The following is a 5649-nucleotide window of genomic DNA, read 5'->3' as shown; positions in this document are numbered from 1 at the left end:
GCATGGGATAACCTTTCTAAATGGTTTATTAAGCAATTCTATTTTACCAAGACTATCGTAACCATGCAAAAAAGCAACGGCAAATCCGTTGCTTTTTTTGGAAATAAGGGACTATTGTCCCAGACTCTTTTTTACAAATTTATTAAGCTGTTTATATGAAAAATATTTCATATACGTTTTAAATAGGATACAAGCCTTGTTTTTTGGTATAATTAAAGAAAAAAGAAATGAAGATCATGAAAAAATTTCAAGTTTTTACTCCTTCTCAGTATGTTGAACAGATGTTAGATAGCGTTGATTATCAAGGTGATATAATCTTAAAAAAATATTTTCTTGAAAATTCGGTTGGTGAAGGGAATATACTATTAATAGCTGTAGAAAGATATATACAGTCAGCGCAAAGCGCAGATATTTCTCCAAGAGAACTGAAGAAAGATTTAGAACAATATTTTATTGGCTATGAGGTAGATAAGTCTGTAATCGATTCTTGTATATCTAATTTAAATAATCTAGTATTAAAATATGGATTGAGAGATGTAAAATGGGATATTCGAAATGAGGATTATCTTAAATCTATTTTAGAAGTTCAGGCTGATTATATTGTAGGTAATCCACCCTATATTACTTATCAAGAGCTTTTACTAGATCAAAGACAATATTTAAAATCAAATTTTCTTGCTTGTAAAATAGGGAAATTTGATTATTGTTATGCCTTTATTGAAAAGAGTATGAGAGATTTATCGAAAAAATCTGGGAAGATGGCTTACCTAATTCCAAATAGTATTTTTAAAAATGTATTTGCTCAAAACTTGAGAGATATGATAGTTACCAATATTAAAAATATTATCGATTATAAGCACACGCATATTTTTGGGAATGTTTTGACATCATCTGCGATTATTATTATTGATAATAATAACATAAACAATAAAGTTTTCTATAATGACATAGATAATAATGAAAGTTTCAAAATAGATAAAAAATTTTTAAGTGGTCAATGGTATTTTGGAGTTGATTCAAGAAAATGTGAATCAGATTTCAAGTTCGGAGATTTATTCAAAGTAGCGAACAGTGTTGCAACTTTATTAAACAGAGTGTTTGTGATATCCGATGATTTGAATGTTGAAGATGGAGTCGTTAGACCAGCAGCTAGTCCAAGGCGACTATCTAAAGGACTTGATGAAAGAATAATTTTTCCGTATGCTTATGTTGAAGGTCAGTTGAAGAGATATTCTGTTGAGGAATTTAAAAAAAGCTTCCCTAAAGCTTTTGATTATCTGCAAGATAATATGAGTGCTTTGAAAAAGAGGAAATCAGATGGGAGATGGTTTGAATATGGAAGAAGTCAAGGTCTTCATTTTTTAAATCAGAGAAAATTAATGATTTCATCAGTGATAACAGAAAAGGTAAATGTTTATGATTTGGATGAAAGAACAATTCCTTATTCTGGTTTTTATATTATTCCGACAGGAGACAGAACATTAGAATTTGCTAAACAAATTTTGGAGTCAGAAGAATTTTATAAGTATTTAGAAACTAGAGCAATTAATGCAAGTGGAAAATCACTTAGAATTTCTGTAAATGACATAAAGAATTATCCAGTAAACCTGTAGTGACTATCAAGGAGTGTAGTATGGTTAAAGAGGTTGCATTTAGTGTTAGTGCAAAAGCTGCTCGGTTAATAGGGCGAGAAAATATAACAGATGTTAGTGGCGCTTTGACAGAATTAGTGAAAAATTCGTATGATGCTGATGCGGAATCAGTATTAATCAATTACGATATACCTTTTCCTATTATTGAAGAAGGACAAGATATTAGTGATAATATCAATGTTCTATCTGCTGAAGACTTTGAATTTTTAAATAGTGAATATATAGAAAATAAAAACTCAGCCACTAAAATACGTATTTTTTCCAATGAAAATATTGAATTAGGTTCTAATGAAGAAAATAAAAAAATTAAATTAGAAACTGTTAAGGAAGTTCTTTCTAAATATAATCATATTTATATTGTTGATAATGGAACGGGAATGACTGAAGAAATTCTTTCTACAGTTTGGATGAATATAGGGACCAGCGATAAAGAGAAAAATACAACTAGTAAAAAAGGTAGGCAGAAAACAGGAGCAAAGGGGATTGGCAGGTTTTCTCTTGATAAGTTATCTACTGCTACTGAAGTCTATACTCGTCAAATAGATAATTCGCTTTATAGATGGAGATTAAATTGGGAATTATTTGAAAAAGCTGAACTGATTGATGATGTGAAGGCAGAATTAGAAATTATTGATGACAAGACTATGGCTCAGATTGCAGAAATGTTTATCAAGTCGAATGAGAATGAATTTATTGATTTTGAAAATAATTCTGGAACTATAATTCATTTGAATCCGATTAGAGATAATTGGTTTAATAGAGATTTTCGGAAAGTAAACAAAAATTTAAAAAGTATTAATCCACTGACTAGTACAGATCGTTTTGAAGTAAATGTGTTGAACAATTATGACCATAGTCTGGATTTTAAAACTTCCCAAGATCGTTTTGATAGAAAAAGATATGATTATAGAGTAAAGGCAGAGGTAAAGAATGGGGAGCTCAGTTTGCTTTTTGATAGAAATGAGCTTGATTTGTCATTGAAAATCATTGAAGTAACTAAAGGGGGTGAGAGTTTTTCTATAGATCTAGATTCTGAATTTTGGAGCGACAGTGCTTTTCAAAAGAAATTAACAAATAAGTCTAGCTTCGATAGTAGCATAGAATATTCGTTTAAAATTTCAGATATCATAGATTCTAATGATTTCTCTATCAGAGATATTGAAAGTATTGGTGATTTTACTACAGAACTCTTCTTTCTAAAGAGCGCAGCAAGTTCTATACCTATTTTGAAAAGGTTTAATGCTACCGAAAGAAAAAAGTGGTCTGAAAATTTTTCGGGTATAAAAATATATAGAGACAACTTTAAAGTACGCCCGTATGGAGATGATGGCAGATATTTTGATTGGCTGAGTCTGTCAGAGAGACAACAGAAGAATCCAGGTGCACCAACTAATAAAGCTCCTTGGAGGGTTTTGCCGTATCAAATTTTTGGAGAAGTACTAATTTCTAGAGAAGGAAATCCAAATTTAACAGATAGTGCCAATCGAGAAAGCCTAGTAGAAAACAGAGAATATTCTCTACTAAAAGAAATATTATTATTTATTATTGAACAATTTGAAGCAGATAGACAATATCCATTGCAAGTATTAGGGAATCTGATTGATCGCCGCTATGAGAAAATTCGTTCAGAAAAGAAAAAAATTTTTATGAAAGATATCAAAAGAAATTTATCAGAAGGGAAAGGGTCCGTTCCTGAAGATAGGTCCAGTGATACTGAAACTTCTTTTGATAGTAAAAATAATTCAGAAGATGAGTTTAATACTGAATTTAAAGATAGCGATATAGAGCAGGCCTTAGATAGAATTACTGGTGAATTTGAACAGAGTGAAATAATGAATATACTTATGTCATTGAGTTCATCCGGTGTAATGGCTTCGACTTTTGCTCATGAGATAAATGGAGTTGCAACTGATTTGGGTACTCGTAATGACCACTTAAAGATGTGCATGGATTCGATATTAGCTGAGAGTGATTATAGAGGTGAAAGCTTTTTAAATCCATACAAATTATTGCAATTTTATTCTGTAACTGACAGGTTATTGGCTGCGTGGTTATCAGTCATTATCACCCCTCTTGAGAAAGAGTCGAGAGAAGAAACTATTTCTAGTTTTGATTACGAATTACGTCATATTATACAATTGTGGAAACCGTTACTAGATTCTAAATTCATATCAATATATGAGGATTTTTCTGAATCAAAAATTACCCTCGACAATTTCAATAAATTAGATTTGTTTTTAATTTTAAATAATTTCATTTTAAATTCAGTTTATTATTTGGAAGAGAAGGATTCTGGTGAAAGGCGAATAGATATTTCTCTTGCTGAAACACAAAGTTTAATAATTCTTGAACTTTCAAATAATGGGAAAGAATTATCTGAAAAGTATAAAGCTAACCCAAATTATATTTTAAAACCAGGTATTACTACGAAGCCTGAAGATGAAGGAACTGGCTTAGGTATGTGGATTTTAAATGAGGCAGTGGAAAGAAATGGTGGCAGGACAGAAGTAATTTCGGATTTTAAAGGTTTCAAAATAAAGATTATATTTAGTAAACAAAAGGAGGTATAATAGTGATAAATATTGGAATTGTTGAAGATAAGGAGTCTGAACTTGATAATATAAAGAGGTGTTTTTATGGTTATTATAGGGGAGATTGTGGTTTTCAAGATTACATCATAGATGAATATGGGGAAAAAGAAGAATTAGTTAATAAAATTTTAGATGATATCTTAAATACTAGGATTGATGTATTAGTGGTAGACTATCTAATTTCTAGAGAAGGTTTTAAGATTGTGGGAAATGAAGTATATGAATCAGTAAAAAGACATATTCAAAATTTCCCCGTTATCATTCTTACACAATACGTTGACGATTCTCAAAGAAGTGAAATCATAGACCCGGATAAGGTTTATAGGAAAAGTATTTTTTTTGATATAAATACTCAAGAATCAAAGGATTCATTGAAGAACATAGATATAAGTATAAGAAACTTTCAAAGACAAAAAGAAAAAATAGAGCAAAAAATTTTGTACGAGCAACAAAAGATTAAGGATAGAGAGATCGATCCATCAGTTCTTATTAATCTATCTGAATTGGAGCTTAACTTAAATAAATATATAGTTTCTGATAGCGCAACTGAACTAGATAAATTGTTTGATACTAGTCAGTTAGAATGTGCAGTAAAACTTATAAAGGATCTAGGAGAATTGTAATATTTATGGAAAAGATTGGAGAATTTCGGTATCATAAAATTATACGGACTTGTCAGAAAAAATATAAAAATTATAAAAGTTATAAAAAAATTTAAAAAAAGATTTCGAGAGTAAGTGTGCTTATTGTAATGTTTCAGACGAGCAAATTACGACCCCATTTGAAGTAGACCATTTTGTACCAAGTAAAATTTGTGAAGAATATAATAGGTGTGATTTGATTACCGATTACAGTAATCTGATATACTCTTGCAAGAAGTGTAATTTAGCCAAGAGTGATTTGTATAATGGAAGCAAAATCCCGGAAGAACTGTCTAATGATAGATTTTATAATCCTGTAGATGTTGATTATAATAATATATTTTACAGAAATATTATAGGTGGTATTGATTCGCAAGATATAAAAGGTCGAAATATGATTGTTGATTTGAAACTTTACCGAGTTTTTCATAATTATGCTTGGATTTCGGAAGAACTGTTTAGAGTACGTTCTGAAATCGATGCTAAAATTGATAAAATTCCAGCTGAAAATGAAAAGCGAATGAAATTATTGGAAGTTCATAGAATCGTAACTAATGAAGCTATAAAGTATAAGGAATTGTTTCAAAAAGTTTACAATAAGTGATTTTTATCGCATCACACCTGTGATGCGATTTTTTGAGGCTCTTTGTCAACTGTAGTGGGTTGAAGAAAAGCTAAGCTCGAGAAAGGACAAAATTTGCCCTTTCTTTTTTGATGTTCAGAGCAATAAAAATCCTTTTTTTGAAGTTTTCAAAGTTTCGAAAT

The 5649-nt window shown here is 30.2% G+C and carries 4 protein-coding genes; all 4 read left to right on the top strand.

Annotated features, from left to right (window positions below; translation table 11 throughout):
* Window positions 1-236 precede the first annotated feature (236 nt).
* Window positions 237-1613 (top strand): Eco57I restriction-modification methylase domain-containing protein, encoded by a 1377-nt coding sequence (locus tag GEZ85_RS09615; RefSeq protein ID WP_153210067.1) that lies wholly within the window; start codon window positions 237-239, stop codon window positions 1611-1613.
* Window positions 1614-1633: 20 nt separating this feature from the next.
* Window positions 1634-4222: an ATP-binding protein gene (locus tag GEZ85_RS09610; protein ID WP_153214847.1), complete on the top strand. Its 2589-nt coding sequence runs from the start codon at window positions 1634-1636 to the stop codon at window positions 4220-4222.
* Between the two features lie 2 nt (window positions 4223-4224).
* Window positions 4225-4866, top strand: a complete 642-nt coding sequence (locus GEZ85_RS09605) for a hypothetical protein (RefSeq protein ID WP_125453292.1) — start codon at window positions 4225-4227, stop codon at window positions 4864-4866.
* A 145-nt stretch (window positions 4867-5011) separates the two neighbouring features.
* The gene (locus GEZ85_RS09600; RefSeq protein ID WP_322741877.1) at window positions 5012-5488 is read left to right on the top strand and encodes an HNH endonuclease signature motif containing protein; all 477 of its coding nucleotides are present in this window, start codon (window positions 5012-5014) and stop codon (window positions 5486-5488) included.
* Window positions 5489-5649 lie beyond the last annotated feature (161 nt).

This window comes from Streptococcus mitis (assembly GCF_009496205.1).
GTDB lineage: Bacteria > Bacillota > Bacilli > Lactobacillales > Streptococcaceae > Streptococcus > Streptococcus mitis_BN.
This window is presented reverse-complemented; position numbering and strand designations above follow the sequence as displayed.

What these genes read in the sequence shown, in the direction of transcription:
- GEZ85_RS09615 (WP_153210067.1), top strand. Translation starts at nt 237, where the DNA reads ATGAAAAAATTTCAAGTTTTTACTCCTTCTCAGTATGTTGAACAGATG.
- GEZ85_RS09610 (WP_153214847.1), top strand. Translation starts at nt 1,634, where the DNA reads ATGGTTAAAGAGGTTGCATTTAGTGTTAGTGCAAAAGCTGCTCGGTTA.